The sequence below is a fragment of the Nocardia sp. NPDC058058 genome, from assembly GCF_042885355.1.
In the GTDB taxonomy this organism is placed as follows: domain Bacteria; phylum Actinomycetota; class Actinomycetes; order Mycobacteriales; family Mycobacteriaceae; genus Nocardia.
In genome coordinates, this window is sequence record NZ_JBHVSA010000002.1 from 1086329 (window position 1) to 1113116 (window position 26788).

A 26788-nucleotide genomic window follows, 5' to 3' on the forward strand; every position below is an offset into this window, starting at 1 on the left:
TGCTCTTCCCACCGCTACCGCAGGTTCGGTCAGCGGAGCTTCATGCGCTTCATGTAGGTGGCGAGTTCGTCGTAGGCGCCGTCATTGTTGGCGAATTCGACTACGTTGCGGGCGGATTCGAACCAGGCGTTGGTGCTGGGGCGGATCTGGGTCATGGCCTGGTCGATATCCGTCATGCGGATGGGGCGGACGGCTCCGGCGCGCAGCGAGTCGGCCATCGCCAATTGCGTTGCGGAGGTGGCGATATGGGCCAGGTCGGCGCCGGAGAAGCCGTCGGTGCGCAGGGCTATCGCCTTCAGGTCGATGCCCTCGACGGGACGGTCCTTCAGGTGGTGCCGCAGGATGGAGACGCGGGCCTCCGGATCCGGCAGGGTCACCAGGATCATCCGGTCGAAGCGGCCGGGGCGGCGCAGCGCGACGTCGATATCCCAGGGGTGGTTGGTCGCGCCCAGGATGTAGACGCCCTCGTTATCGCCTGTGGCCGAGTCCATTTCGGTGAGCAGCTGATTCACCACGGTGCGCAGGCCCGCCGAGCCGGACATCTGGCTGCGCTTGTAGCCGAGCGCGTCGACCTCGTCGATGAACAGCACGCAGGGCGCGTTGCGGCGCGCCACCTCGAAGATCTGATGCAGATTGCGTTCGCTCGCACCCAGGTGGATATCGAGGATGTCGGCGATCTCGATCGGGTAGAAGTTCGCGCCGAGCTCGCCCGCCACCGCCGAGGCGATGAAGGTCTTACCGCAGCCGGGCGGACCGTACAGCAGCAGCCCGCCGCGCGCGCTGGTGCCGAATGCCTTGGCCAGCTCGGGATTTCGCAGCGGACCGAGCAGCGAGAGCTCCAGCTGCTCCTTCACGTTCTGCATACCGCCGACCTCGGACAGTGACAGCTTGGGCTTCTCGAACAGCCCCACATCGCCCTCGTTGACGACCAGCGGTTCACCGTCGTCGTCGACGAAGGCCGGTTTGATGATGTCGCCGACCTCGGCTTCGGCGGCGGCCCAGTCGAAACCGTTGCCGCGCTGGGCATTCGGCGTCTCCGAGGCCGCCGCGGCGGCCTCGGGCGCGGTGGCCGCAGCCGGTGCGGCCGCGACCGGCGCGGGACTCGCCCCACCCGCGAGCGCGGCCGAACAGCGTTGCAGCAGCGCCATTGCCGTCGCATTGCCGGGATCCTGCCCCAGCGCGGTGGCGCAGTGCGTGAGCGCGTCCGCGTAGCGCTCACGGTCGGCGAGCAGTTCGACCACCCGCAGCCGCAGCGAGAGCAGCTCGGGGTTCTGCTCGAGCACGCTGAGCAGTTCGGTGATCACCGGATCGTCGGTCAAGGCTTCCCCCCGGGAAAAGTTCGGTCTTCGTTGCGAATGCTAAACGGTCCCGGCGACAGCGCGCACCGAATAGTTTGCCGGGCGGACCCGCACGGCCCGCCGGGTAGCGCAGATCACACCGTCGGAGCCGGAATAGATCCCGCCGCAGCCCGGTTGATCACCACTGTCGGCGTCGGTAACAGCCCCGGGCCGCACCCTCCGTCGCTACGAGCGACCACCCGCCGAGAGGCGCTTGTTGGGCGTCGACGCTGCTTCGCAGCGCAGCTGCGAGCGACGCCGCCAGGACTCCCCCCGCCTGGCGGCGTTTTGCTGTGCGTTTCGGGGTCTGGGACAGTGCTCGCCGGATAACCTGAAACGCATGTTGCGCAAGCGCGGGGGTTGGGCCGGCGCGGTGGCGATGGCACTGGTGATCTGCGGCGGCGGTTTCGCGCACGCGCAGCCGGCGGAAATGGCGCAGCCGGAAATACAGTGCGAGCAACCGCAGGGGCGGGAATTCGAACGAGCTGCCCCGGAACAGGCCGGGCTGGACAGTGCCCGGTTGCGGGACGCGTTGAACTTCGCGGCAAGCCGAAATCGATTGAATGTGCAGGTTTTCCGACATAATTGTCTCATCGGCGAGGGGCCGGAAAACGCTCAAACCGGACATATTCCATGGAATGTCTGGAGCGTCACCAAGAGCATTGTCTCACTGCTCGCCGGAATCGCCTGGGATCAAGGCAAACTCGATATCGACGCGCCCATCGACCGTTATCTCCCGCCGGGAATCGGTGATGCCGAACATCGTTCGATCACCGTGGAGAATCTGCTCACCGAAACATCCGGTCTGCGTATCGGACTCGTCACCGAAGGCCTCACGGGCGTCATTCCGGTCGACCCGTTCAGCGCCGTACAGGCGCTCGCGGTGCCATTCGACAATCCACCCGGCAGCAAATTCTCCTACAGCCAGCGCAATGTCGACCTGCTCTCCTATGTGATCGAACTGGCCATCGGCGAACCGCTCCAGGAGTTCGCGCAACGAGAGCTGTTCGGTCCCATCGGGATACAGCGCGGCGACTACTACTGGGCCCGGGACCGCTCCGGGCACACCTACGGCTACGCGCACCTGATGATCCCGCCCGACGATCTGTCCCGGCTCGGCATGCTGACCGCGAACGACGGCCGCTGGCACGACCGCGAGATCGTCTCCAGCGCCTATCTGCACCGCGCCACCAGCTCGTCGAGCACCAACAGCTGCTACGGCTACCTGTTCTGGATCGGCCCGGACTGCGCCGAGAACGCCGAATTCCTGCCCGCGGACATGTATTCCATGTCCGGGCTGGGATTGCAGCACGTGTTCATCATCCCCAGCCTGGACCTGATGGTGGTGTGGACCGGGGTGTTCGGCGTGCACACCAACCAGGGCGCGAGCGGAATCCTGCAGTACGGCATGGAGGTTCCGCACGAGTTCTTCCGGGAACTGTTCGCGGCCTTCCACGACAGCCCGGTCCCCGATCCGGGTCAGTTCGTGGAACCCCCGCTGCGCTTCGACGCCTCCAAATACTTCGACACCGATATCGCGCTGGCCGTGTTCGGCCTCGGCCCGGACGCCTACCCGGGCTGTAATGTGCTGTCCTGCTTGAACACCCCGCTGGCTCCGCCGTTCAGCGACGCGCCGCCGGGATGTCAGCTGCTGGCATGCGTGGGTCCGGACCCACGCACCCCCGGCATTCGCTGAACCCTGTTCCGGTGTCCGTGGGCCCCCACACCCACGGACACCGGAACATCCTCGTATCCGCGTTACGGCGTCACAGCGGCCCGGCCGGCCAGTTCACGCAGATCATCGGCCGGTCGGCGACCCGCGAACTGGAGTAGATCGCGCACCACCTCCCGCGCCCGCGGATCATGGTGCACCAGCTCGGGAGCCAAGCGCTCGGCATTGAGCAAGGCCCCCAGCGCGTCCTGCGCCTGGCGTCGCTGCGCGTGCGCGCGAGCCACGTCGACCAGGAAACGCGCCTGCCGTTCGGGTGAGAGCACCGAGGCGTCCACCGACGCCGCGGTATCGAGCGCCTCACCCGCGTCACCCAATTCGACCGCCACCGCGACCGCGTGCACGGCCACACTGGTCGGACCGAATTCGGTGTCGAAATCATTGCGGCCCTCACCGAGTCGCTGCGCGGCGGTGCGCGCGGCGGCCAGACCGGTGCGCGCGGCGGTCCGATTGCCATCGGTCGCCGCGATCACCGCCAGCATGAGCTGCAGAGATCCGTAGAGCGACAACACTTCCGGGCGCAACAGCTCGGGATCGGCGACCTGCGGCGCGAGCGCCGCCACCGAGACCCGGGCCGCCTGCTCGGCCTGTTCCAACCGCTGTAGTCGCAGGAAAGCCTGTGCCATGCGGTAGGTTCCGGCCACGACGCTGAGCGCGTCACCGGATTCCTCGGCCGCGGTGAGCGCCCGATCGGCGGCTACCCAGGCCGCGTCCACTTCCTCCTGACGGGTGAATGCGGTGGCGGCCACCTGATAGGCGCGTGACAGCAGTGTCAGCACCTCCGGCCGTTTCGCGGAGGTGGTCCGCGCCGCGTGTTCGAGATCCGGAATCAGTTCCAGCAGTGCGCTACCGACCTCGACGAGCCGGGATTCGTGCGCCAACTGCCATGCCAGATCTACTCGTTCCTGTAGCCCCGGCAACTCATCGGCCGACTCGCGATCGGCCTCGTCACCGAGAAGTTGCTCCAGCGCTGGATGTCCGGTGAGCAACAGTCGCAGTTGTTCGAAAACGGCGGATCCGGCTCGATGACCATCGCCACGATCGGCGGCCATCGGTTCGGCCGCCTCGGGTCTCAGGTCTCGCACCGCGACTCCGAGGACGTCGGCCAGTCGCTGGAGTACGGACAGTCTTTCGACCGGCAGTACATCCCGTTCGACTTGCGACACCCAGCTTTCCGAGCGCCTGATTGCCGCGCCCAACTCTTTCTGCGATAGTCCCCGCCGCCGGCGCAACTCCGCTACCCGTGCCCCTAGGGTACTTTCGGCCACCGGGTCAAACTCCTTCTGCCTGATCGGCTTTCCCGGCCGTCACCGCCCGCTTGTTTCGCCGATACCTACCATGCCCTTCTCCTTCCCAGATGGGATCTGCGGACAAGGATTCCACGCCGGGCGAGCTTACGGCGCACAGTATGGAACATGTATTTTTCTTATTGCACCGCAATTTTTCTGTGTTTACCGTTTACTTGGGACCCGTCGCACCAATCCGACAACAAGAGGTGGCACATGACCGCCGCACCGCAAACGCGCGAAGTCCATGTGCGCCTACGCTTTCCGGGTGGCATGGTGCTCGACTACCGAGCCGCCCGCGCAATTGCCGAACGCCTCGCGGCGCACTTGCGTCCGCACAGTATTGAAGTCACCATCGGGACATCGGCAACCACCCCCGATGGTTCCTCGATAGATCGACTTCCACCACTACCCTGCGCGGAACTCTGGACCGACTGAAGAAGGCCAGAATATGAAAAACGGACCGTTCAATCCGTAGTGGATCGAACGGCCCGTTTTCGGAGCTTTGGACTCAGCGGTCCGCGAGCAGAACTTCGGCGATCTGAATGGTGTTCAGCGCCGCGCCCTTACGCAGGTTGTCGCCGGAGATGAACAGCGCCAGACCGCGACCGTCCGGGACGCCCGGATCCTGGCGAATGCGGCCGACGAGGGATTCGTCCTTACCGGCGGCGGCCAGCGGGGTGGGCACATCCACCAGCTGGACGCCGGGAGCGTTCGCGAGCAGCTTCTTCGCGGTCTCGACCGAGATCGGTTCGGCGAATTCGGCGTTGATCGAGAGCGAGTGGCCGGTGAAGACCGGCACGCGCACGCAGGTGCCGCTGACCAGCAGCTCCGGCAGGCCGAGAATCTTGCGAGACTCGTTGCGCAGCTTCTGATCCTCGTCGGTCTCCTCCGAGCCGTCGTCGACCAGCGCGCCCGCGAGCGGGATCACATCGAAGGCGATCGGGGCGACGTACTTGTTCGGAGCCGGGAAATCCACGGCCGAACCGTCGTGCACCAGCTTCTCGGCATCGTCGATGACCGCGCGCACCTGGGTGGCGAGTTCCTCGACGCCCGCCAGACCGCTGCCCGACACCGCCTGGTAGCTGGAGACGATCAGGCGCTGTAGACCCGCCTGATCGTGCAGCACCTTGAGCACCGGCATGGCGGCCATGGTGGTGCAGTTCGGATTGGCGATGATGCCCTTGACCAGGTTGCGAGTCGCCTCCGGGTTCACCTCGGAAACCACCAGCGGCACTTCGGGATCCTTGCGCCAGGCCGACGAATTGTCGATGACCGTGACACCGGCCGCCGCGAAACGCGGGGCCTGCACCCGGGACATGGTCGCGCCCGCGGAGAACAGCGCGATATCCAGACCGGACGGATCGGCGGTCTCGGTGTCCTCGACCACGATGTCCTGACCGCGGAACGGCAGCGTCTTACCGGCCGAGCGCGCGGACGCGAAGAACCGCACCTCGTCGGCGGGGAAGTTGCGCTCCTCCAACAGCTTTCGCATCACCGCGCCGACCTGACCGGTCGCGCCGACAACACCCACGCGTACGCCCATGACTAGCGCCCCGTTCCGCCGTGCACCACGGCCACTTCATCGCCGCCCAGATCGAACGCCCGGTGCAGCACCTGCACGGCCTCGTCCAGGTCGGTGTCCTTGACCAGCACCGAGATTCGGATCTCGGAGGTGGAGATGAGATCGATATTGATGCCCGCGTCCGCGAGCGATTCGCAGAAGGTGGCGGTCACGCCCGGATGCGACTTCATACCCGCGCCGACCAGCGACACCTTGCCGACGAAATCGTCGTACACGACCTGCGAGAAGCCGATATCGCCCTGCGCCTTGGTGAGCAGTTCGACCGCGCGCGGGCCGTCCAGCTTGGGCAGGGTGAAGGTGATGTCAGTCTTACCCGTCTCCACCTTCGAGATGTTCTGCAACACCATGTCGATATTGATCTCGGCATCGGCGACGGCCCGGAACACCTTGGCGGCGTAGCCCGGCTTATCCGGAATGCCGACCACGGTCACCTTGGCCTCGCTGCGGTCGTGCGCGACGCCCGTGAGAATTGCCTGCTCCAACGGGATGTCCTCCATCGATCCGGAAATCAGGGTGCCGGTCTTATCGGTGTACGACGAGCGCACATGAACCGGCACGTTGTAGCGGCGCGCGTACTCGACGCAGCGCAGCATCAGAACCTTCGAGCCGCAGGCGGCCATCTCCAGCATTTCCTCATAGGAGACGGTGTCCAGCTTCTGGGCATCGGCGACGATGCGCGGGTCGGCGCTGAAAACGCCGTCCACATCGGTGTAGATCTCGCACACATCGGCATTGAGCGCGGCGGCCAGCGCGACGGCGGTGGTATCGGAACCACCGCGGCCCAGCGTGGTCACGTCCTTACTGTCCTGGGACACACCCTGGAAACCCGCGACCAGCACGATGGTGCCCTCGGCGAGCGCGTTCTGCACCCGGCCCGGAGCCACATCGATGATCTTGGCGTTGCCGTGCGTACCGGTCGTGATGACACCGGCCTGGGAACCGGTGAACGAGCGGGCCTCCGCGCCGAGCGAATGAATGGCCATGGCCACCAGCGCATTGGAGATGCGCTCACCCGAGGTGAGCAACATATCCATTTCGCGGGCGGGCGGCGCGGGCGCCACCTGCTGGGCCAGATCCAATAATTCGTCGGTCGTATCACCCATCGCGGAGCAGACGACCACGACATCGTGGCCCTGCTTCTTCGTCTCGACGATCCGCTCGGCGACCCTGCGGATGCGCTCGGCGGTGGCGACCGAGGATCCTCCGTACTTCTGGACGACGAGAGCCACTGCGGGAATCCTCCAAGATCGACAAACTGCTGCTACCGACCTGCAAGACTACCGGCCGAGGTCCATACGTTTTCCTGCTACCTCCCGGCTAGCCGGTCGCCGAACGGTCGCGGGCCGAATCTTGGCTTCCCGAAAGAGCATTGAACAACCAGCTGTACTTGGTGTTGTGGAAGGCCGCGAAAGCCCACTCCCCCTCGACCCGAACGACCACGTAAAGATTCACTTTCGTGTTGAAGCGACCCCGCCGCCGCCGGCCCTTCACCACCGCGCCCCGCCCGTGCACGACGGCCACATCGGGCGTGACGAAACGCACCCCGGTGATCTCCCCATCCAGACGCGTCCCCTTCAAATACTTGGCGAACACCGGAACATGCGCCGCCTCGATGGCCTCCCGCCCCCTGACGTGCTGCCCGAACCAGCTCACATAGTCGGCGTCCGCGGTGAACACGGCGGCATAGGCGTGCGCGTCCCCCGCCTCCCACGCCCGGTTGGAACGGTCGAAGAGCGAACGGATGGCGGTTTCGTCGGTGAGCTGAGCGGTCATGACATCCCCTGAATCAATCGATATCTGATTGAGTAAGTAGTTGATTCAGTAAGATATTGCGCGGGACAGACTATGCTGTCAAGGGATGACGAAAAAACACCGTGAGCTCGCCGCCGCGCTCACCCTCGCCGCCCAGCGCACCGCCACCGACGCCGTCATGGTGCACGGGGCCATCGCCGACAAGCTCGGCCTGCACGTCACCGACCTGCGGTGTCTCAATCTGCTGCGGCTGGACGGACCCGCGACGGCGGGTGAATTGGCACAGCGGACCGGGCTCACCACGGGGGCGATCACGCGGATGATCGATCGGCTGTTGAAGGCGGGTTATGTGCGCCGGGAACACGATGAGCTGGATCGGCGACGGGTGATCGTCACCGCCGTTCCGGAGCGCATCGACGAAATCGCGCCGCACTACGAGGTTTTGGCGCGCGAGTTCGGCAAGGTGATGAACGATTACAGCGATGAGCAGATGGAAGTGCTGCTCGATGTGTTCCAGCGGCTGCACGAGACCTCGGCTCGGGTCACCGCGCTGCTGCGCGATCGAACCAGCTGATCTGGGTGCCATTGCTGAATTCCCGGCGTTCCGCTACGTCGAACCGGGCCGGGCTGAAGTCGCCGCCGAAGAGCGGGACGCCCGCGCCCGCGATCACCGGGTAGCTCTTGATGATCAGCCGATCGATCTCGTCGAGCAGCTGACCCGCCAGCTTCGCGCCACCGCAGAGCCAAATGTCTTTGCCCTCTTCCTTTTTCAGCTGTCGCACCAGTTCGACTGCATCGGTGTTCACGATTTCCACAGCCGGGTAGTCCGCCTGTGCCAGCGAGCTGGAGAACACGTACTGCTTCATATGGGCGTAGGGACTGGCGGTACCGGCGGCAAGTCCGGGTTCGTAGGTGCCGCGGCCCATGAGCACGGTGTCGAACTGCCTGTTGGGCTCATGCACGGCCATGCCGATTTGTTCACGCAGAAGGGTGGGGACCGTTTCGGGGTAGTGGACATTGACCCAGGCGGCCATGTCCTCGGCCACCGGATAGAAGTCGAACTCGCCCCCCGGGCCCGCGATGATGCCGTCGATGGAGACCGCCACGTAGTAGACAAGGTGTCGCAAGGTTACCGCCTCAATTGTTGTACTCTGCCTGTAGTGGTTACGAAGATAGTACTACAGATGGAGTGGTGTCAATGGTCAGAACCAACCCGGAACGACGGAACGCATTACTCGATGCCGCGATCGAGGTGCTCGCCCGCGAAGGGGCGCGCGGACTCACCTTCCGGGCGGTGGACAAGGAGGCCGCCGTACCGGCGGGAACGGCCTCGAACTACTTCGCCAACCGGGACGAGCTGATGATGCAGGTGGGCAACCGCTTCTACGAGCGGCTCGAACCCAGCCCCGAGACCATGGGGAAATTGACCACCGGACCGCGTGACCGCGACACCATCACCGAACTGATGAATGAGATCGTCGAGCGCATCACCAGCTTCCGCACCGGCTATCTCGCCCAGCTGGAGTTGCGGCTGGAGGCCACCCGGCGGCCGGAGCTACAGCAGGTGCTCACCGAACGAGTGCGCGCGGATATCGATTTCAACGTCCGCAACCACCTCGAATCGGAGTTGCCGGGCGATGCCGACTCCGTGCTGCTGCTCTACCTGGCCATCAATTGGCTGATCCTGGAACGACTTACGCTGCCCGGGATCTTCTCCGAGGAACAGGCCGCGACGCTGGTGCGAATGGCGGTGGAACGAGCGGTTCCCGCTCGGTGACCCTGCTGTGACCTGGGTCACCAATTCGGTAAACGGAACTTACCCACGGGTACGTTCCGATTCCATTGCGCGACAGTGAAATTCATGATTCCGGCGAACCAGACAAGACCGGGCGGTATGCGACACAGTTGACTCGGCGAGCGACGCTGGTCACAATCGGTGCCCAAGCTGGAGGGTAGGAATGCGCACTAAGACTGATCACCGCTTCATCATCGACATCGATCCCGATCAGGTGATGGAGGCGTTGCTCATGGTCGAGCAACTTCCCGACTGGTCCCCGTCGTACCAGGACGTCCGGGTCGCCACCCGCGACAAACTGGGCCGCCCCAAACGCGCCTACGTCTCGGCCACCCTCATGGGCCGCCCCGATCGCCAGGTCGTCGAGTACACCTGCAGCGAGAACCGGGTCGCCTGGAAGGTCTCCGAATCCAGCGCGGGCGCCGGCGGCCAAGGCTGGTTCGACCTGGCCGAAACCGAAGACGGCGGGACCGAGGTCTGGTACCACACCGAGCTGTACCTGCCGATTCCCGCGCCGGGCATGTTCCTCAAGCGCACCGCGCGCCGCGAGGGCGAGACCACCATCGAGAACTTCATCTCCTTCGTCGAATCGGTCACCGGCATCGAGGGACTCGGCGAGGTCGAGGAAGCCCCGTACGTCGAACAGGCCGGATACGAACCCCAGGCCTACTCCCAGCCGCTGCATTACGGCGGCCGACTCGAACCGGGCTTCGGCACCGCGTGACGCCGAAGGTGAACACGCGTCACTGACACTGCCCTTCGGGGCGCGAACCCGGCACTATGTCCAACATGCCCGGTGCGCAACGAAAGCGAATCATGCCGGTGGCGCGGGACGCCTCCGTCACCCAGCTGGAACTCTTCTTCGACCTGGTGATCGTGTTCGCGTTCACCATGGTCACCGATCTCGCCGCCCACGAGACCACCGCGATCAACCTGCTGCGCGCGCTGGTCATCCTCATGCTGCTGTGGTGGATGTGGATCGGCTACTCCTGGCTCGGCAATGTGGTCAAGGCCGATGAGGGCATCGCGCGGGTCGCCATGTTCGTGGCCATGGGCGCGGCATTCATCATCGCGCTCACCATTCCCGAAGCGTTCCACGATCTTCCGGGCGGCTGGTACGGGCCGCTCGTATTCGTCATCGCGTATCTCGTCGCGCGCATCGTGCACCTGTGGGTGTTCTGGATGGCCAGCGCCGAGGACGAGAAACTGCGCGGACAGGTGGTGCGCTGGGCGACCGGATCGCTCACCATCGCCGCGGTGCTGCTGCTGCTCGGCGTGCGCAGTCACGGCGACTGGCAGATCCTGCTCTGGCTGGCCGCGCTCGCCGGGGAAATGCTGTGGACCGGCTTCTCCGGCAATGACTGGGTGGTCAACTCCGCCAAGCACTTCGCCGAGCGGTACGGGCTGATCATCATCATCGCGCTCGGCGAATCCATCGTCTCCATCGGCGTCGGCGTGGCCGGACTGCCGATCTCCTGGGCCATCACGCTCGGCTCGCTGCTCGGACTCGCGGTCGCGGGGCTCATGTGGTGGGCGTACTTCGATGTGGCGGCGCTGATGGTGGAACACGAATTGGAGCACTCGACCGGTGAGCGGCGCATCCAGATCGCCCGCGGCTGCTACACCTACTGGCACTTCCCGATGATCGCCGGAATCGTGGCCATGTCACTGGGTTTGAAGAAGGTGCTCGGCTATGTGGGCGGGGCGCAAGGGCATTCGCTCGAGGACAAGCTCTACGGCATTCCGCTGTATGCCCTTTACGGGGGCGCAGTGGCCTATCTGCTGGCGTTGGTGGGTTTCCGATACTACGCGACACACAAACTGCTCATACCGCGTGTGGTGGCCGCTGTGGCCCTGCTGGCGCTGATTCCGCTCGCCACCACCCTGCCCGCGCTCGGTTCGCTGGCACTGTTGTGCGCGGTGCTGCTGGCGCTGATCGCCTGGGAGACAGTGCGCTACGCGAACCCGCGTGATCGCATCCGGCACGGCGGCGATGACCTACGACACGGCGGCGAGGCCGCACAACACGGGTGAGCGTGTGAAAGCTATTGCGGGAGTCGGTGATTCACCGACTCCGGCACCCGCACCCCGGACCGCACCGCCGTCCGCATCTGATCGATGTTCTCGCGCAGCACATCCGCCACCAGCTCATCGGTGCGCGGATCGGCGAGCACCTGGAACACCAGCCGGAAACTGGCGTCGGCGATACCGCGAATGATGTCCTCGTGGAACGGGAGATAGCGCACCCGCCCCAACTGCGGATCCTGGCGAATGAGCTCGAGCATCATCTGATCGAGCTCGCCCCGGTTCTCCTCCAGCGCGTTCGCGATATTGCGGGCGTAGTGGCCGGTGCGCAGCACCTCACCGACCTCGTCGATGACGGCCATGGTGACCGGCCGCTTCACCGCCTCGACGATGACCCCGACCGAACGATTCACCACGGCGGCGGTGACGCGTTCGCCGAGCGCGCGATCGGCCACCCGGCCCACCCGCACCGCGATCACCACGATCCGCAGCAGCCGGAAGCCGCGGAAGAACGGGCTGGTCACCGGGATCATGCCCAGTACCTCGTACCAGTAGATGAACGGGAAGGTCCAGCTCCACGCCTCCCGCCGCCAGCGCCACAGGAATTCGGCCAGGAAGATCGCGCAGATGCTGTAGTCGACGATCCGGATGGCGTGATAGGTGTGCCCGGACACCGGGAAGAACGTCACCCAGACCACCAGCGCCACCGACACCACGGCCAGCGCGAGCATGAACAGATCCGTCCACAGGGCGGGTGGCTTGGGCGGGAATTTCTCCGCCTCCGGTGCGCCGATTTCGCTCACGCCGACCCCTTCCTCACTGAACGGTCTGGCGCCAGCGTAATTGCCCCGGCCGGATCGGTCCGAAACGCGTGACTCGGGCTGCGCCCTCGCCCGCGATGCGCGCACACCGCACGCTCGGGCAACCTCGCAGCCCGCGTCCCAGCTATCTGCCCGCGCGAATGATCGACTCGATATTGCGTTCGGCGAGCGCGGTGATGGTGAGCGACGGATTGACCGTCGCGGTACTGCCCGGAATGCCCGCCCCGTCCATCACGTACAGGCCGGGGTGACCGTGCACCCGGCCGTTCACATCGGTGGCCCGGCCCAAGACCGCGCCGCCCAGCGGATGTGCGGTGAAAGCGGCGTTGGCGTCGTAGCCGATCGGCGAATAGTCGACCGAGGAGTTCGACAGGCCCGCGATACGACGGTCCACGGTCCGGCACGCCGCGATCACATGATCCTGGGTGGCGCGCGGCCAATTCAGGCCGACGGTATTGCGGGCGCGGTCGTAGCCGAAGCGCGCCCGGGTCGGATCCAGCACCATGCCGAGCGAGGCGATAGCCAGGGTATCCACCGGAATGCCTGGGACATACCAGTTTTCGAGCGTCAGCGGCACCCCGGACTCGTCCAGGATGCGGCTGGCGCTGGGCACGCCGCCACCGGTGGTGGTCGGCTCGCTGACGCTGCGCGCCAGCACCACATCACCGTTGGTGCCCCAGCCGTCGCCGATGTGCTCGTTCAGATTCGGCAGGGTGCCGGTGGCCTGCGCGCGCACCAGCAGTTCGGAGGTGCCGACCGAACCCGCGCCCAGGAACAGGCGGTTGCAGGTGAGTGTGCGGGTACCGAGTATCTGACCGGTCGGGGCCAGTTTGGTCACCGACACCACGTACTTGCCCGTGCCGTCCTGGCCGATGGAATCCACCCGATGCCCGGGGAAGATCCCGGTGCGCCCGGTGGCCTCGGCGTAGCGCAGGTAGTTCTGATTCAGATCGAACTTCGCGCCATTGGAATTGCCGAGATTGCTGCGCGAGGCCGTGGCCGACGCCCGCGACGCGCCCGCCAGTTCGGCGCGCAGCACATCCCAGTTGAAGATCGAATCATTGGGCACCGGTTGATAACCCGCCGCCCGCACCTGCCGATCCCACACCCGCGAATGCGTGAACGGGGCCGAGTTGTAGATATCGGCGGGCATCGGGCTCAGCCGCAGCATGTCCCGCACCCGCGGGTAGTAGACCCGGTCCAGTTCGTCGTAGTCGGCGATACCGCCGAACACCGTGTCGAACAGATGCTTCGGCGGCGCGACCATGGCCCCGGTGAACACGATCGAGCCACCGCCGACCGCCGCACCGCGCCATACATCGATGCCGCCGAATTCGGTGACGTCGAGCACGCCGCCGAAATCGGCGAACGTCATCGGCACCTTGGTGACGCCGGTGAAACTGGTGCGATGCCAGAAGCCGCGGCCGTCCGGCAGATCGTCACCGGTGAAGATCTCCCGATTGGGATCGTTCGGCCAGCGCGAACCGCGTTCCAGCACGGTATTGGATACGCCCGCCTCGGCCAGCCGCAGCGCGGTGACCGCCGCCCCGAAGCCCGAGCCGATCACGATGGCGTCGGTGTGCTCCGGCGGATCAGGCAGCGGCGCAAAGATTTCCGGGACCCACGCCTGGAAGAGCGCGTTCCAGATCGGATTCGCCGCGGCGGTACCCGCGCCGCGCATCGCGGCCCCGGATCCCATACCCGCCAGCAGAGCCGCCATACCGGCAGCTTTGAACACCGCGCGCCTGCGCAACCGGCCACCTCCCTCATCAAGTAGGCCGCGCGCGACACTACCGGCCGGTCGCCGCCCGCTCAACACATTCAGGGTGAGCCACAAGACTCGCCATGCGTGTCGGCTATGTGTCGCGGGAAATGCGTGCTAGCGGGGGCCGTACAGCCCCCGACCTCGATGACGGAGTGGTGTTTCACAAACCGGTGAGCCGGCGGAGTTCGGTCAGGCGCGCAGACGTTCGCGACGGAGCTGGTCCACCTCGGGGAGATCGAGGGGAGCCAGGGTGTCCACACCGAGGGCCTGCTTCAACAGGTAGTCGGCGAGTTCGGGATTACGGGCCAGGGCGGGGCCGTGCATGTAGGTGCCCAGCACCGAGCCCTGCACCACACCCTCGAGGCCGTCACCGACGCCATTGCCCACACCCTTGGTGACGCGGGCCAGACCGGACGCGTCGCCGCCGAGTTTGGTTCCGCCGCGGTGGTTTTCGAAGCCGGTCAGGGGCTGGGTGAGGCCGGGCAGCAACGGCTGGGTCGCCACCTCACCGATGGCGCGCTTGTCCTGGGGCGAGGTGGTCACGTCGAAAAGCCCTACGCCGTCGACCTTTTCACCGGACGACGTCTCGTACCAGTGGCCCAGCACCTGAATGGCGGCGCAGATGGCGAGCACCGGCGCGCCCCGGCCAGCGGCCTGCTGGAGGCCCGGGTAGCGCTGGAGATGCCGGGTGGCCAGGCGCTGCGCGGAATCCTCCGCACCGCCGAGGGTGTACACGTCCAGCGAGTCCGGAACCGGATCGGACAGATTGATTTCGACGATCTCGGCGTCGTGGCCGCGCAGGCGCAGACGCTGACGCAGCACCAGCGCATTGCCGCCGTCGCCATAGGTGCCCATGACATCGGGCAGCACCAGGCCGATGCGGACGGTCGATTCGCTCATGCGCGGGCCTTCGCTTCCAGGTCGCGGTTCAGGTCACGGAAGGCCGTGTAGTTGGCGAGCACCTCGACTTTGCCCGGCGGGCAGGATGCGATGGCGCGCAAGGGATCCGCGACGGTGATGTGGTCGACACCCGCGTAGGTCAGGCGCACCGCGAGATCGGTGGCGCGTTCGCCCGCCGCCACCACCTGGGTGCCCTCGAAATGTTCGAAGCGCACATCCCAGAGCCAGGACAGATCCTCGCCGTCCGGCACCTGGCCGTTCACCGCGATCACCAAACCCGTTGCGGCGGAGTCGATCATGGACAGCGCCTCCTGCCAGCCCGCCGGATTCTTGGCCAGCAGCAGTCGCGCGTTATGCCCGTTCACCTCGACGGTGCGGTAGCGGCCCGCGATCTCGGTGACAGTGCCGGTGGCGTTCGCGGCGGCGAGCGGATCGGCCCCCATCGCCACGGCGGCGGCCACCGCCTGGGTGGCGTTACCGCGATTGGCGCGCCCCGGAAGGGCAAGCGCCAGCGGCAATTCCAGGCCGTCCGGACCGTGGATGCCGTGCTCGTCGACCCGCCACTGCGGTTCCGGGCGCTTGAAATCCGCGCCGGTGCTGTACCAGTGCTCGCCCTCCCACACGATGGGCTCACCGCTGCGCGGGCAACTGGCCGAGTCCACCGCCCAGCCGCTCCCGGCGGCCACCCAGACCACATTCGGATGGTCGTAGGCGATCGAGGTGACCAGCACGTCATCGCAATTGGCGATCAGCACCGCGTCCGGATGCCGCGCCATACCGGCGCGCAGGCGGCGCTCGATCATATTGATCTCGCCGACCCGGTCCAGCTGATCGCGGGACAGATTGAGCAGCACCACCGCGGCGGGTTCGAGCGCATCGGCCACATGCGGCAGATGCAGTTCATCCACCTCGATGGCGGCCAGCGGCGCGACCCGATTCGCGGTGAGCGCGGCCACGATTCCGGCATCCATATTGGCGCCGTCCGCCTGGGTGGCGACCGCGCCGACGGTCTGTAGCGCGGCGGTGGTCATGCGGGTGGTGGTCGATTTGCCATTGGTGCCGGTGACCAGCACCGTGCGCCGGCCGCGCCCCAATTGTGTCATGATCGTCGGATCGATTTTCAGCGCGATCAGGCCGCCGATCATCGAACCATTGCCGCGCCCGGCGCGCCGCGACGCCCATGACGCCGCCGTCGCCGCCCGCAGCGCCAGCTGTCCGCGTACCGAAATGTCTGCCACGCCGCGAGTTTATTGGTGCGACCGGGCCGATGCGCAGGCGGCATGGACCCGGCACGCGTGAGGTGTGCCGCACTCAGGACTTGTAGAGCAGCTCCTCATAGGTGTGCGAGTAGTGCTTCTCCAATTGTTCGAGCGTTTCGGTGGTGCCGGGCTGCAACTCCTTCACCAGCCGGGCCTGACTCGGCAGGGTGTCGACCGGCCACTGCTCCGGTTTCCACAGCCCGCTGCGCAGGAAAGCCTTGGCGCAGTGCAGGAAGATCTGCTGCACATCCACTTCGACGGCCAGGATCGGGCGATGGCCCTTGACCACCATGTCGTCGAAGTACGGGGCATCGCGCACCAGGCGCGCGCGACCGTTGACGCGCAGGGTTTCCCCGCGACCGGGAATCAGGAAGATCACGCCCACACGCGGATTGCTCAGAATATTGAGATAGCCGTCCGCGCGGCGATTACCCGGCCGCTCCGGAATGGCGATGGTGGTGTCGTCGAGCACCCGGACGAAACCGGCCGGATCACCCTTGGGCGAGGCGTCGCAATTGCCGTCCGCGTCACTGGTCGCCAGTACCACGAAGGGAGACAGGGAGATCCACTCCCTATCGCGCTCATGCAGCGCGACCCGCTCCTTGGCGACGGCCCGGGGCGTCGGAGCGCCCAGGAGTTCACGCAGTTCAGCCGGATCCTTGATCTCGCTCATGACTTCGATTGAACGCGCGAACCGCCGTGCGCCGCCAGTGAATTGTAGGGAATGTCGCTACATGGGAATATCGAAGAGATTCGTCTGACCGGCCTTGTAGCGGGCGATGTCCAACTGCCGGAACGGTTCCAGCTCGGTGGCACGGTACAGCTTGAACAGCTGGCAGCGCGGGGCATTGGAACCGGAGACGTCCAGCAGCGCGTTCACCGCGGTGCGCGCGGCCTCGGACGCGCCCTCCATGGTCGCCAGATCCACATTGGTGCGCACGTAATCGCCTGCCAGGAACAGGTTTTCGATATCGGCGGTGTGTGATTCCGGACGCAGCGCCCAGGAGCCCGCGGTATTGATCAGCAGCGGATCGGCATTGCTGTTGCGCTTGGCCCCGGCGTCCCAGGTGATGCCGGTATCCAGGAACCAGGAGTGCAGATCGGCATCGCTCAATAGTTCGCGCTGATCATTGAGATGCGCCTTGAGCTGCGCCCATACCTCACGGGCGATCTCGTCGTGGGTGCATTGCTTGGCGGGCTTGCCGTACAGCATGCCGGGGGTGTTCCAGTCGGAGATGTCCACCGACAGGCAGTCCTTGACGGTGCCGTCGCCCATACCGGTCACCGGGGTGCGGTTCCAGAACTGATTCTGCGAAATGGAGGTCAGCGACCACGGCGAATCCACGTAGGCGGCGTGCCCGCGCGCGATATTGGTCTCGCTCTTCAGGAAGAACTGGATACCGGTCATCCAATCCACCATGAGCTGATTCATGCCCGCCAATTCCGGTCGGCGGGAAAGGATTTCGGGTGTCCACAGGGTGCGGGCGACCTCGGTGGGCACGGCGGAGATGAAATAGTCGGCCTCGACCTGACGGGCCGCGCCGGAACCGTCCACAATGCGCGCGGAAGTTATTCTGCCGTCCGCGATCTCGAGTCCGCGCACCTCGCCGGTCGCGAATTTCACGCCCAGCTCACGCAGCCGCGCGACCCACGGATCGATCCACGCCTCGTTGGTGGAACCGTTCAGCAGCCGGTCCAGCGCACCGTCATTCGCGACTTCGAAGGGATTGCCCAGGAACTGCTCACCCATATTGCCGATGGTGAGGGTGCTGGCCAGATCGTCCTTGGCCGCCACCAGCAGCGTGGTGAGGGTGCGCGAGAGCAGCATGCGGAATTCGGTGGAGCGGCGACCCGCGCCCACGTATTCGCGCCAGGCGATCTTGTCCCACTGGCCGTAGCGGCGGGCATCGCAGCTGGTGTTGAACACCAGTAGTCGATTGGCGAAGTAGAGCGCGTCCGCCTCGGACATCTTGGTGCTGGTGGCGATGGCCGAGCCGACGGTCTCGCGGAAATCGTCCGGGGTGGCCCAGATGCGCCCGGCCTTACCCATGGGCAGGATCACGTCATCGGCGTCACGGCGGGAGAAACGCGCCTCCGGGGCGGCGACCAGGTTGTCCCAGACCCCGTTCGCATTGCCCGCGAACGGGATTCGCCGCATGGTGTCGGGAATGTGCCGGTAGAAGCCGGGGAAGAAGCGAAAACCGTGCTCGCCCATGAGTTCCGGACGGCCGTCACGACCACTGTTCGGCACCGGGATGCTGCGGGCTTTGCCGCCGAGTGCCCGGCGCTCGTACACCGTGACGTCGAAACCGCGTTCGGCCAATTCGTGCGCGGCGGTGAGACCTGCGACACCGCCGCCCAGTACGGCCACGCTGCGGCCCGGATCGGCGTGCGCGGGAGTGGGCCGCAAGGTGGCGGCGGTGCTCGCCAGAGCACCAGCCGCGACCGCGCCACGCAGCACCGTTCGCCGCGTGACGGACAAACGCTGTCCAGTCATTCCCTACCTCCCACGCCTGGGGGAATCCTAGGCAGCGGGAACCGGGGTTTGGTCCGTTGGGTCCTGTTTTGCGTACCTTGTGTTGAACATTGACGGTCGAATGCGGACTATTCGCTTCGCAGACTTCGCAGTCTGCCCGGGGCGCGCCGACGTCGCGGTGAACGCGCCCGCGATGACGATGGCCGCCCCCAGCAGGGAAACCGCCGTCGGACGCTCGTGCAGGAACGCCCACGAGGCGGCGATGCCCACCACCGGAACCATGAGCGACAGCGGGGCGACCGTGCCCGCCGGATAGCGGCTCATCAGATACGTCCACAGGCCCGAACCCGCGATGGTGCCCAGCAACACGATGTACGCCAGCGCGGCATAGGCGGGCCAGCCGCTCGCCGAGAACGAGGCCGCCAGATCGTGCAGACCGGTGGTCGGGCCCTCCGCGAGCGCGGACAGCGCGAACATGGGCAGCGGCGGGATCACGGTCATCCACAGCGTCAGATGCAGCGGATTCACCGGACCGCCGGGCGCGGCATGCGCCGCGGCCATGCGCGATCCGATATTGCCGAAGGCCCAGCCCAATCCGCCCAGCAGCGTCAGCACCAGCGGCAGCAGCGCCGCGCTGTGCGATCGATCCCAGCCGATCACCGCCATCCCCGCCATGGCGACCGCGATCCCGGCGAATTGCATGGGCCGCAACCGTTCCCGCAGGAACACCGCTCCCAGCAGCACCGTGAACGGCGCGGAGGACTGCAACACCAGCGACGACAATCCGGTCGGCATTCCGGCTCGCATGGCACTGAACAGGAACGCGAATTGCAGAATCCCGAACCCCACCCCGTACAGCAGCAACCAGCGCCACGGCACCTGCGGGCGCGGCACGAAGATCAGCACCGGCACCGCGATCACCGCGAACCGCAGGGCGGCGAAGAAGAACGGCTCGAAGTGATCGAGCCCAACCCGAATGGCCAGGAAATTCAGTCCCCAGAGCACCACGACACCCAGGCCGAGCAGCCGATCACGATTGGTCATGCGGCAAATACTGAAGCCATCCATAGGTAAGAACAATCGAATAATTCTGCACCAATGATGTAGTAGAACTTATCTATGCACCACCCCGAAGACCCGGAACACCCCACCCCACCCCGCACCGTCCCCCGCCCGCGCCGCATCACCACCCCGACCACGATGGGGCCCCGCAACCTCCCGGCGGGTACCCCACCCCGGACCCTGGCGGAGGCCGTCGCGGCACCGGCCGGGGCGGACAATCCGGGCACAGCGAGCCTGCGGCCACCCGGACGTCGGCCTGATTCGCCCGGCGGCGGTGCAGAAAATACTGGGCGCGTGGGTGATTCGAGTGAGGTCGGCGGCGGCGGGCCGCTCATGTCGGTGGAGCGGTTGCGGGTGCTGCGGGAGTTGGCGGATCGGGGGACGGTGGCGGCGGTGGCGCAGGCGTTGTCGATGACGCCTTCGGCCGTATCGCAGCAGTTGAAGGTGCTGGCGCGGGAGGCCGGGGTGGCGCTGCTGGAGCCGGATGGGCGGCGGGTGCGGTTGACCGATGCCGGGCGGGCGCTCGTCGTGCGGGCCGATGAGGTGCTGGCGGCGATGGAGAAGGCCGCCGCGGAGATGGCGTCCTATCGGGGATCGCCGCGCGGGCAGGTGCGGGTGGCGCTGTTTCCGTCCGGGGCGGCGCTGCTGCTGCCGCATGTGCTCGCGGAATTGGCGGAGACCGGGGTGGAGATGGTGGCGGCCGATGAGGATGTGCCGCCGGTGGAAGTGCCTCGGCTGCTTGCCGATTACGACGTGGTGCTGACCCATCGCGATGAGCGGTCGGCATCGATGGGCGGGGCGCGGGTGGCCTCGCGGGTGCTCATGCGCGAGCCCATCGATGTGGTGGTGGGGCCGGAGCACCGGCTGGCGCGGCAGGGCGCGGTGGTGCCCGCCGAACTGGCGGATGAGACCTGGTTGAGTGTGCGCGGCGGCTTCCCGGTGGACGATGTACTGCGCTCGATCGCCACCGTCACCGGCGTCCAGCCGCGAATCGCGCAGCGGCTCAACGATTTCACCGTGATCGAGGCATTGGTCGCCTCGGGCTACGGCATCGCGCTCATGCCGCGGCACGCGGTCCGGCACCCCGATGTGGTGATGCTGCGCCTGGCCGGAGTGCGCGCGGCCCGCCTCTACGATCTGGCTACCCGCCCACATGCGGAGAAACGCCCCGCCGTCGCCACCGTCCTGGCGGCCTTCCAGCGGGCCGCCCGCCGCGCCACCGCCGATTAGGCCTGTCGCGCGCGGGAATACGCTGCGGCCCAATGAACATTCGGTGCGGCGCTTGACTTGGAGTGCACTCCAGGTCATAGCGTGAACGCATGAGCATTCGTCTCGGATATCAGATGCCCAACTTCAGCTACGGGGTAGCGCCGCGCGAGCTGTTCGCGGCCGTGGCCGCACAGGCGCGCGAAGCCGAGGCGGCCGGATTCGACGCCGCCTTCGTCATGGATCACTTCTATCAGCTGCCGCTGCTCGGCACGCCCGATCAGCCCATGCTGGAGGCGTACAGCACGCTGTCCGGTCTGGCCGCGGTCACCGAGCGAATTCAGTTGTCCGCCTTGGTGACCGGCAATACCTACCGCAATCCGGCGCTCACCGCCAAGACCGTCACCACCCTGGACGTGGTGAGCAGCGGGCGCGCGGTGCTCGGCATCGGCGCGGGCTGGTTCGAGCTCGAGCATCAGGCATACGGCTTCGATTTCGGCACCTTCACCCAGCGTTTCGAACGCCTGGAGGAGGCCCTGGAGATCATCACGCCGATGCTGCGCGGACAGCACTCCACGTTCGACGGCAAGTGGTATCGGACCAAGGACGCCATGAATGAGCCGCGGGTGCGCGACGATCTGCCGATCATGCTCGGCGGCGGCGGCGAGAAGAAGACGTTCGCACTGGCCGCGCGGTTCGCCGACCACCTCAATATCATCTGCAACGCCTCCGAACTGCCCCGCAAGCTGGAGGCCCTGCACGCCCGCCTCGACGAGGCCGGGCGCGCCCGCGACACCCTGGAGACCAGCTATCTGGCCTTCGTCATCGTCGACGAGGACGGCGACCGCGCCCGCAAGACGCAGGCGGATCTCCTTGCCCGCATGGGCATTACGGACCTGTCCTCGATGCCGGTGGAGGCGCTGAAGCAGTCCCCCGCCGACCGCCAATTCGTCGGCACCCCCGACGAGGTGGCCGAACAGCTCCAGGCCCGCGTCCTGGACCACGGCATCGACGGCCTCATCGTCAACCTGGTCACCAACGGCCACGAGCCCGGCACCGTGGATCTGGCAGGCCGAGCCCTGGCACCGCTGGTGCACGCCTGACAGCCCTCCGACATTCGGGCTGACCAGCCTCTCGTCATCCCGGCGCGTATTTGGCCGGGATCCACACCTTCGGCGCAGCAACTGCCGGGTGTGGATCCCGGCCAAAAGCATGCCGGGATGACGAGGGGGAACGCCCCGACTCACACCCCCCACCCGCCGCAACGCCCCGCGACAGACATGTCGCGGGGCGTTGTCGGTTTTCAGCTGTGGCGCAGAACTTTTCGGCTCAGTGCTGGTTGTTCGGGTTGAACCGCTGGGAGGCGTGGTAGCCGAAGTCGTCGGCGACCATGGCGGCCAGTTCCAGCAGGGCGCGGCGGGTCGGCTTGGAGACCAGTTCCAGGTCGATTTCCGCACCCTCGGCGAGGTGATCGTCGAACGGCACCACCTGTACCGCGCGGGTGCGGTCCAGGAACAGCTTGCGCAGCTGATCCAGATCCACCGTGGAGGAACCCTTGCGAGATGCGTTGACCACCACCACGGTTCGCTCCACCAGCTTGTGGTAGCCGTGGTGATCGAGCCAGTCCAGCGTCGCCGAGGCGCTGCGCGCGCCGTCGATGGCGGGTGAGGTCACCAGCACCAGCGAGCTCGCCATATCCAGTACGCCGGACATGGCCGAGTGCATGAGCCCGGTACCGCAGTCGGTGAGGATGATGTTGTAGAACTGCTGCAGGATGCCGATCGCCTTGCGGTAATCGGCCTCGCTGAACGCCTCCGACACCGCCGGATCCTGTTCGCTGGCAAGCACTTCCAGTCGGCTCGGCGCCTGGGAAGTGTGTGCGCGCACGTCGGAGTACCGGGTGATGTGGGTGTCCTCCAACAGATTTCGCACCGTGGAGCGAGTCTGCCGCGGCACCCGGTGGGCGAGCGTGCCCAGGTCGGGATTGGCGTCGATGGCGATGACGCGGTCACCGCGCTCGGAGGCGAAGGTCGACCCCAAACCCACGGTGGTGGTGGTCTTTCCGACACCGCCCTTGAGCGACAGGATCGCGATCCGGTAATCGCCGCGCACCGGCTGATTCACCCGATCCACCAGCTGCGCGTGCATCAGATCCGCGGGCGACTCCCCCGGATTGATCACACCGCCGGACGCCTTGTGCACCGCCCGCCGCCAGCCGCTGCGCGGCGCGCGTCGCGCCCGGCGCAGCAGATTCAGATCATTGACCGAATGCCCCGGCGGCGGCTGCTGCTGGAACCCGCCCTGCTGCTGCGGAAATCCCTGCTGCGGCTGACCATTCCAGCCCTGCTGCGGGAAACCCTGCTGCGGCATGTGCTGCTGCGGCGCCTGCGCGGGCGGCGGGGACCAGCTGTAGATCGGCCCGCCCGGTTGATCATTCGACGGCGCGAACTGTCCCGGCTGACCGAACTGCCCGGGTGCGCCACCCTCCGGCCCGTGCTGACCGCTCGGATCGGGCTGATCGGGAAACACCCGGCGAACCATGCCGTCGCTGCCGATTTCCTGCCGGATCTCGCCGTACGGGGTGTTGTCGCGGACCTCACCGTAGCTGCCGTCCGGACCCGGGAACTGGCCCGGCGCAGCCGAATTCGGCGGCGGCGCGAACTGTCCGGCATCGGGTGCGGGGTAGTTGCCGGTGGGCGGGAAACCCTGCTGCGGACCCTGCGGGAACTGCCCGCCCGCGAAGGGGCCCTGGCCCTCGAACGGCCCGTTCGGGCCGCCCTGGTACGGCTGGCCGTACGGTCCGGGCGGCGGGAATCCACCCGGGGCAAAGGAATTCGGCCCCTCGGGCGCGCCCGGTCCGGGCGGGAAGGATCCCGGCTGCCCCGGCCCGTACGGTCCGGGAGCATCGGGGTGGAAGACCGTGGTCTGCTCGATCGAGTCCGGAACCGGCGGGAAGAAGCCCGCACCCTGTTCACCCTCGCCATTGGCTTCGGCCTCGGCGGCCTTACCCGGCTCCGGAGCGCCCGCGCCGGACGCGGCGTGCTCGTCCTTGACGTCGTCGGCGTCCACCGGCAGCCCGGCCGCGGCCTGTGCGGTCGAATTCTGATCGTTCGTAGTCACGTGTCCCCCATCTGCTCGACAGCTCGAACAGAGAGCTCGGCGCTAATGCGGTTCCACGCTAGCATTGCCGACGCTCTCCCACCCTGGCCTGGTAATACCTCGCACCCCCGCGCAACTGTGCCGCTACCGGGAGTTCACCGTGCAAAACGATGATCCCGCCCCGAATCTCGGAGCGGGATCATCACTGTGGATCGATGTGGATCAATTGCCGCGCGCGGCGCGGTTCACAGCGGAGACGACCGCGCGCAGCGACGCCGTGGTGATCGAGGTGGCGATGCCGACGCCCCAGGTCACCTTGTCGCCGATGGCGCATTCCACGTAGGCGGCGGCCTGCGCGTCATCACCGGAGGACATGGCGTGCTCGCTGTAATCCAGGACGCGCACGTCATAGCCGATGGTGGACAGCGCGTCCACGAACGAGGCCAGCGGGCCGTTGCCCTCACCGGAGATGGCCTGTTCGACGCCGTCCACCTTGACCACGGCCTCGATATGGTCGACGCCGCCGTCCAATTCGGAGGCGGAGACCTTCTGGCGAATGCGCTCCAGCGGCACGATCGGGGTCAGGTACTCCTCGGAGAAGACGTCCCACATCGCCTTCGGGGTAACCTCGCCGCCCTCACCGTCGGTGATCTTCTGGACCGCCTGGGAGAACTCGATCTGCAGGCGGCGCGGCAGCACCAGCCCGTGATCGGTCTTCATGATGTAGGCCACGCCGCCCTTGCCGGACTGCGAATTCACCCGGATGACAGCCTCGTACGTGCGGCCGACGTCCTTCGGATCGATGGGCAGGTACGGCACCTCCCAGACGATGTCGTCGACATCCGCGCCCGCCTTGTCGGCGGCGGCCTTCATCGCGTCCAGACCCTTGTTGATGGCGTCCTGATGCGAACCGGAGAACGCGGTGTAGACCAGGTCGCCGCCGTACGGATGCCGCTCGGCGACGGGCAGCTGGTTGCAGTATTCGACCGTGCGGCGGATCTCGTCGATATTGCTGAAGTCGATCTGCGGATCCACCCCGCGCGAGAACAGATTCATCCCCAGGGTCACCAGGCAGACATTGCCGGTGCGCTCACCATTGCCGAACAGGCAGCCCTCGATGCGATCCGCGCCGGCCTGGTAACCCAGTTCGGCGGCGGCCACCGCGGTGCCGCGGTCATTGTGCGGGTGCAGCGACAGCACGATGGAATCGCGGCGCGCCAGGTTCCGGCTCATCCATTCGATGGAGTCGGCGTAGACGTTCGGGGTCGCCATTTCCACGGTCGCCGGCAGGTTGATGATCAGCGGCTTCTCGGGCGTCGGCTGGATGATCGCCGATACCGAATCACATACGTCCAGTGCGTAATCCAGCTCGGTGCCGGTGTACGACTCGGGGCTGTACTCGTAGCGCCAGCGGGTGTCCGGGTACTTCTTCTCGATCTCCAGGCACAGCGTGGCGGCGTCGGTGGCGATCTTCTTGACGGCCTCGCGGTCCGCGCGGAAGACCACGCGGCGCTGCAGGATCGAGGTCGAGTTGTAGAAGTGCACGATGGCCTGCGGTGCGCCCGCGCACGCCTCGAAGGTGCGCTCGATCAGTTCGGCGCGGGACTGGGTCAGCACCTGAATGGTGACATCGTCCGGGATCGCGCCGTCCTCGATGATCTCGCGGACGAAGTCGAAGTCGGTCTGCGAGGCGGCGGGGAAGCCGACCTCGATCTCCTTGTAGCCCATCCGCACCAGCAGATCGAACATGCGGCGCTTGCGGGCCGGGCTCATCGGATCGATGAGCGCCTGATTGCCGTCGCGCAGATCGACGGCACACCAGGACGGCGCGCGGTCGATGATCTTGTCGGGCCAGGTGCGGTCGGGCACCGAGATGGGCTCGACCTCCTCCGCGAACGGCCGGTACCGGAAGGTCGGCATGGAGGAGTTCTTCTGCGTGTTCCAGGCGGGCTGGTCGGCAGGGGCCGGCTTCGACGGCACGTTGATCGTGCGCGAACCGGAAACGAAAGCATCAGCGGGTGACATGGCGATTTATCTCCGAGAGTGTGGCTGGATCCCAGGTATGGGGTAGACCGGCACGACGAACACCCGCGACGGGAGCCGGTCCGTATCAGACCCCGCCGCGGCGGCCGAGGAGAAGGCTTGCCCGCTGCATGATGATCACGAGTTTACAGCGTGGCAATACGGTGCCGGAACCCAGGTGCGCGGCTACCCTCGGCCGCATGGCGATGCTGGCGAATCTGCTGGGCCAATGGTCCGGCGCGAACGATTTTCGGCTGATGCCGACCGACACCATGCAAACCTCCGCCGCGACCGTGACGGTCACCTTCGGGGCGGGCGGGAATCTGGCGTCGATCGGCTACACCTGGAGCCATCCGGCGGACGGACCGCAGCAGGGACTGTTGGTCGTGGGCGCGGACGAGGACGGGAACGCACAGGCGCTGTGGAGTGACACCTGGCATCAGAAGCCCGGACCGCAGGTGCTGACGGGTACCGCGCGGCCGGGGGCGCAGGTCGAACTGTCGGCGACCTACGGGGGCGACTGGGAGTGGCGAATCATGGTGGATGACACCGTGGACGGGGTCTTCCGATTGCGGATGGACAATGTGGTGCCCGAGTCGTACAAGCCCGGCGTCGGGGCGTACACCGTCATGGAACTCACCGCGCATCGCGTCTAGCCACCGCGAATTA

The 26788-nt window shown here is 66.5% G+C and carries 24 protein-coding genes; 9 read left to right on the plus strand and 15 right to left on the minus strand.

Going from position 1 to position 26788, the window contains the following annotated elements; genetic code table 11:
- Positions 1 to 29 precede the first annotated feature (29 nt).
- Positions 30 to 1319 carry an AAA family ATPase gene (locus ACFVUS_RS19735; RefSeq protein ID WP_387767928.1) on the minus strand — a complete coding sequence of 430 codons (1290 nt, stop codon included), beginning with the start codon at positions 1317 to 1319 and terminating at the stop codon, positions 30 to 32.
- A gap of 358 nt (positions 1320 to 1677) precedes the next feature.
- Here ACFVUS_RS19735 and ACFVUS_RS19740 point away from each other — a divergent pair, with 358 nt between their 5' ends.
- The gene (locus ACFVUS_RS19740; RefSeq protein ID WP_387767931.1) at positions 1678 to 3033 is read left to right on the plus strand and encodes a serine hydrolase domain-containing protein; all 1356 of its coding nucleotides are present in this window, start codon (positions 1678 to 1680) and stop codon (positions 3031 to 3033) included.
- 62 nt (positions 3034 to 3095) lie between these two features.
- On the opposite strand, the gene ACFVUS_RS19745 is transcribed toward ACFVUS_RS19740, so the two are convergent.
- Complete coding sequence (locus ACFVUS_RS19745; RefSeq protein ID WP_387767934.1) at positions 3096 to 4334, minus strand: helix-turn-helix domain-containing protein; 1239 nt, start codon at positions 4332 to 4334, stop codon at positions 3096 to 3098.
- A 234-nt stretch (positions 4335 to 4568) separates the two neighbouring features.
- On the opposite strand from ACFVUS_RS19745, the gene ACFVUS_RS19750 reads away from it, so the two are divergent.
- Positions 4569 to 4790, plus strand: a complete 222-nt coding sequence (locus ACFVUS_RS19750; protein ID WP_364637414.1) for a hypothetical protein — start codon at positions 4569 to 4571, stop codon at positions 4788 to 4790.
- A gap of 73 nt (positions 4791 to 4863) precedes the next feature.
- Here ACFVUS_RS19750 and ACFVUS_RS19755 read toward each other — a convergent pair whose 3' ends face one another.
- The 3 genes from ACFVUS_RS19755 to ACFVUS_RS19765 all read right to left on the minus strand — a co-directional run bounded on the left by ACFVUS_RS19755 (position 4864) and on the right by ACFVUS_RS19765 (position 7710).
- Positions 4864 to 5898 (minus strand): aspartate-semialdehyde dehydrogenase, encoded by a 1035-nt coding sequence (locus ACFVUS_RS19755; RefSeq protein ID WP_387767939.1) that lies wholly within the window; start codon positions 5896 to 5898, stop codon positions 4864 to 4866.
- Between the two features lie 2 nt (positions 5899 to 5900).
- Positions 5901 to 7166, minus strand: a complete 1266-nt coding sequence (locus tag ACFVUS_RS19760) for an aspartate kinase (RefSeq protein WP_387767942.1) — start codon at positions 7164 to 7166, stop codon at positions 5901 to 5903.
- A gap of 88 nt (positions 7167 to 7254) precedes the next feature.
- The gene (locus ACFVUS_RS19765; protein WP_387767945.1) at positions 7255 to 7710 is read right to left on the minus strand and encodes an SgcJ/EcaC family oxidoreductase; all 456 of its coding nucleotides are present in this window, start codon (positions 7708 to 7710) and stop codon (positions 7255 to 7257) included.
- A gap of 85 nt (positions 7711 to 7795) precedes the next feature.
- Between ACFVUS_RS19765 and ACFVUS_RS19770 the strand changes: the two genes are divergently transcribed.
- On the plus strand, positions 7796 to 8263 hold the full coding sequence (locus ACFVUS_RS19770; RefSeq protein ID WP_387767948.1) for a MarR family winged helix-turn-helix transcriptional regulator: 468 nt from the start codon (positions 7796 to 7798) through the stop codon (positions 8261 to 8263).
- Here the strand turns inward: ACFVUS_RS19770 and ACFVUS_RS19775 are convergent.
- Positions 8232 to 8816, minus strand: a complete 585-nt coding sequence (locus ACFVUS_RS19775) for a dihydrofolate reductase family protein (protein ID WP_387767951.1) — start codon at positions 8814 to 8816, stop codon at positions 8232 to 8234. The genes ACFVUS_RS19770 and ACFVUS_RS19775 overlap by 32 nt on opposite strands.
- A gap of 71 nt (positions 8817 to 8887) precedes the next feature.
- Between ACFVUS_RS19775 and ACFVUS_RS19780 the strand changes: the two genes are divergently transcribed.
- The 3 genes from ACFVUS_RS19780 to ACFVUS_RS19790 all read left to right on the plus strand — a co-directional run bounded on the left by ACFVUS_RS19780 (position 8888) and on the right by ACFVUS_RS19790 (position 11518).
- Positions 8888 to 9466 (plus strand): TetR/AcrR family transcriptional regulator, encoded by a 579-nt coding sequence (locus ACFVUS_RS19780; RefSeq protein ID WP_387767954.1) that lies wholly within the window; start codon positions 8888 to 8890, stop codon positions 9464 to 9466.
- 181 nt (positions 9467 to 9647) lie between these two features.
- Positions 9648 to 10208 carry an SRPBCC family protein gene (locus ACFVUS_RS19785; protein WP_387767957.1) on the plus strand — a complete coding sequence of 187 codons (561 nt, stop codon included), beginning with the start codon at positions 9648 to 9650 and terminating at the stop codon, positions 10206 to 10208.
- A gap of 65 nt (positions 10209 to 10273) precedes the next feature.
- Positions 10274 to 11518, plus strand: a complete 1245-nt coding sequence (locus tag ACFVUS_RS19790; protein WP_387767960.1) for a low temperature requirement protein A — start codon at positions 10274 to 10276, stop codon at positions 11516 to 11518.
- 11 nt (positions 11519 to 11529) lie between these two features.
- Here ACFVUS_RS19790 and ACFVUS_RS19795 read toward each other — a convergent pair whose 3' ends face one another.
- The 7 genes from ACFVUS_RS19795 to ACFVUS_RS19825 form a co-directional block, all read right to left on the minus strand.
- Positions 11530 to 12312: an ion transporter gene (locus ACFVUS_RS19795; protein WP_387767963.1), complete on the minus strand. Its 783-nt coding sequence runs from the start codon at positions 12310 to 12312 to the stop codon at positions 11530 to 11532.
- A gap of 142 nt (positions 12313 to 12454) precedes the next feature.
- Positions 12455 to 14050 (minus strand): GMC oxidoreductase, encoded by a 1596-nt coding sequence (locus ACFVUS_RS19800; protein WP_387767966.1) that lies wholly within the window; start codon positions 14048 to 14050, stop codon positions 12455 to 12457.
- A 234-nt stretch (positions 14051 to 14284) separates the two neighbouring features.
- Positions 14285 to 14995 (minus strand): type 1 glutamine amidotransferase, encoded by a 711-nt coding sequence (locus tag ACFVUS_RS19805; RefSeq protein WP_387767969.1) that lies wholly within the window; start codon positions 14993 to 14995, stop codon positions 14285 to 14287.
- Entirely contained in the window at positions 14992 to 16233 is a 1242-nt protein-coding gene (locus tag ACFVUS_RS19810; protein WP_387767972.1) for a MurT ligase domain-containing protein, read from the minus strand. The genes ACFVUS_RS19805 and ACFVUS_RS19810 overlap by 4 nt, the downstream gene beginning before the upstream one ends.
- 73 nt (positions 16234 to 16306) lie before the next feature.
- A complete protein-coding gene (locus ACFVUS_RS19815) occupies positions 16307 to 16927 on the minus strand; it encodes a pyridoxamine 5'-phosphate oxidase family protein (RefSeq protein WP_387767975.1) in 621 nt (206 codons plus the stop codon).
- 57 nt (positions 16928 to 16984) lie between these two features.
- On the minus strand, positions 16985 to 18751 hold the full coding sequence (locus ACFVUS_RS19820; RefSeq protein WP_387767978.1) for an FAD-dependent oxidoreductase: 1767 nt from the start codon (positions 18749 to 18751) through the stop codon (positions 16985 to 16987).
- A gap of 27 nt (positions 18752 to 18778) precedes the next feature.
- Complete coding sequence (locus tag ACFVUS_RS19825; RefSeq protein WP_387767981.1) at positions 18779 to 19774, minus strand: EamA family transporter; 996 nt, start codon at positions 19772 to 19774, stop codon at positions 18779 to 18781.
- Between the two features lie 351 nt (positions 19775 to 20125).
- Here ACFVUS_RS19825 and ACFVUS_RS19830 point away from each other — a divergent pair, with 351 nt between their 5' ends.
- Together ACFVUS_RS19830 and ACFVUS_RS19835 are read left to right on the plus strand one after the other, a co-directional pair.
- The gene (locus ACFVUS_RS19830; RefSeq protein WP_387770026.1) at positions 20126 to 21022 is read left to right on the plus strand and encodes a LysR family transcriptional regulator; all 897 of its coding nucleotides are present in this window, start codon (positions 20126 to 20128) and stop codon (positions 21020 to 21022) included.
- A gap of 89 nt (positions 21023 to 21111) precedes the next feature.
- Positions 21112 to 22101: an LLM class F420-dependent oxidoreductase gene (locus ACFVUS_RS19835; RefSeq protein ID WP_387767984.1), complete on the plus strand. Its 990-nt coding sequence runs from the start codon at positions 21112 to 21114 to the stop codon at positions 22099 to 22101.
- Between the two features lie 226 nt (positions 22102 to 22327).
- Here the strand turns inward: ACFVUS_RS19835 and ACFVUS_RS19840 are convergent, their stop codons facing one another.
- Positions 22328 to 24118 (minus strand): AAA family ATPase, encoded by a 1791-nt coding sequence (locus tag ACFVUS_RS19840; RefSeq protein WP_387767987.1) that lies wholly within the window; start codon positions 24116 to 24118, stop codon positions 22328 to 22330.
- 201 nt (positions 24119 to 24319) lie between these two features.
- Positions 24320 to 26122 (minus strand): 2-isopropylmalate synthase, encoded by a 1803-nt coding sequence (leuA, locus tag ACFVUS_RS19845; RefSeq protein ID WP_387767990.1) that lies wholly within the window; start codon positions 26120 to 26122, stop codon positions 24320 to 24322.
- Positions 26123 to 26319: 197 nt separating this feature from the next.
- Between leuA and ACFVUS_RS19850 the strand changes: the two genes are divergently transcribed.
- On the plus strand, positions 26320 to 26775 hold the full coding sequence (locus ACFVUS_RS19850) for a hypothetical protein (RefSeq protein WP_387767993.1): 456 nt from the start codon (positions 26320 to 26322) through the stop codon (positions 26773 to 26775).
- Positions 26776 to 26788 lie beyond the last annotated feature (13 nt).

Coding starts and splice junctions, on each gene's coding strand:
- ACFVUS_RS19740 (WP_387767931.1), top strand. CDS start 1,678: ATGTTGCGCAAGCGCGGGGGTTGGGCCGGCGCGGTGGCGATGGCACTG.
- ACFVUS_RS19750 (WP_364637414.1), top strand. CDS start 4,569: ATGACCGCCGCACCGCAAACGCGCGAAGTCCATGTGCGCCTACGCTTT.
- ACFVUS_RS19755 (WP_387767939.1), bottom strand. CDS start 5,898: ATGGGCGTACGCGTGGGTGTTGTCGGCGCGACCGGTCAGGTCGGCGCG.
- ACFVUS_RS19765 (WP_387767945.1), bottom strand. CDS start 7,710: ATGACCGCTCAGCTCACCGACGAAACCGCCATCCGTTCGCTCTTCGAC.
- ACFVUS_RS19770 (WP_387767948.1), top strand. CDS start 7,796: ATGACGAAAAAACACCGTGAGCTCGCCGCCGCGCTCACCCTCGCCGCC.
- ACFVUS_RS19780 (WP_387767954.1), top strand. CDS start 8,888: ATGGTCAGAACCAACCCGGAACGACGGAACGCATTACTCGATGCCGCG.
- ACFVUS_RS19785 (WP_387767957.1), top strand. CDS start 9,648: ATGCGCACTAAGACTGATCACCGCTTCATCATCGACATCGATCCCGAT.
- ACFVUS_RS19790 (WP_387767960.1), top strand. CDS start 10,274: ATGCCCGGTGCGCAACGAAAGCGAATCATGCCGGTGGCGCGGGACGCC.
- ACFVUS_RS19800 (WP_387767966.1), bottom strand. CDS start 14,050: ATGGCGGCTCTGCTGGCGGGTATGGGATCCGGGGCCGCGATGCGCGGC.
- ACFVUS_RS19805 (WP_387767969.1), bottom strand. CDS start 14,995: ATGAGCGAATCGACCGTCCGCATCGGCCTGGTGCTGCCCGATGTCATG.
- ACFVUS_RS19815 (WP_387767975.1), bottom strand. CDS start 16,927: ATGAGCGAGATCAAGGATCCGGCTGAACTGCGTGAACTCCTGGGCGCT.
- ACFVUS_RS19820 (WP_387767978.1), bottom strand. CDS start 18,751: ATGACTGGACAGCGTTTGTCCGTCACGCGGCGAACGGTGCTGCGTGGC.
- ACFVUS_RS19825 (WP_387767981.1), bottom strand. CDS start 19,774: ATGACCAATCGTGATCGGCTGCTCGGCCTGGGTGTCGTGGTGCTCTGG.
- ACFVUS_RS19830 (WP_387770026.1), top strand. CDS start 20,126: ATGTCGGTGGAGCGGTTGCGGGTGCTGCGGGAGTTGGCGGATCGGGGG.
- ACFVUS_RS19835 (WP_387767984.1), top strand. CDS start 21,112: ATGAGCATTCGTCTCGGATATCAGATGCCCAACTTCAGCTACGGGGTA.
- leuA (WP_387767990.1), bottom strand. CDS start 26,122: ATGTCACCCGCTGATGCTTTCGTTTCCGGTTCGCGCACGATCAACGTG.
- ACFVUS_RS19850 (WP_387767993.1), top strand. CDS start 26,320: ATGGCGATGCTGGCGAATCTGCTGGGCCAATGGTCCGGCGCGAACGAT.